The sequence below is a fragment of the Streptomyces sp. L-9-10 genome (assembly GCF_004151105.1).
Classification (GTDB): Bacteria; Actinomycetota; Actinomycetes; order Streptomycetales; family Streptomycetaceae; genus Streptomyces.
Map to the genome: position 1 here is coordinate 1 of NZ_PHRF01000150.1, position 623 is coordinate 623.

A 623-nucleotide genomic window follows, 5' to 3' on the forward strand; every position below is an offset into this window, starting at 1 on the left:
TCGCCCTGCGACATGACCTCGTACTGGAGTTCGCTGCCGTTGCGGGTCGTCAGGGTCCGGGTGGTGTGCCAGCCCTCCAGCGTGCGCAGGCGGCGCTGTGCGGCGACCACACCGGCCACCGCGACGGCGCCCGCCAGCAGGCTCGCGGCCGTCAGCGGCGCACGGTTGTCCCGGCCCGCCACGGCGGGGTGGCTGCGGTGCGTCGCGGTGTACGCCACCATCGGGTGCATGGCCACGAACGAGGACACGAACCGCCCCAGGCCCATCAGGAACCCGTTGGTGACATGGAAGGCCGCGGCGCTGGTGATCAGCGGGCGGGCCAGCCTGCCGCCGGCGAGATAGACGACGGGGAAGAGGCACTCCAGCGCCAGCACGCTGTGCGTGAGGTAGCGCGAGAGCTGCGGATGGTTCTCCGTCCAGCGGAACATCGGCTCATGGCCGTAGGTCCTGGTCCGCATGATCCCGCCGAGCGCGGACGCGTCCCGCCAGGGCTCACCGAGCAGCTTCACCCAGCCCGACACCGCGTACGACAGGCTCGACTGGAGCGCGACATACCAGATCAGCGCGTCCTGGGCCTCCGGCGACCTCACCAGCCGCGCCGCACCGGTGGCGGTCTGCACGAG

Annotated in this window: 1 pseudogene; it reads right to left on the reverse strand. The window is 71.7% G+C overall.

What is annotated here, in order from left to right:
- Positions 1-623 (reverse strand): annotated as a pseudogene (locus tag CU044_RS38890) (thioesterase); the annotation flags it as partial.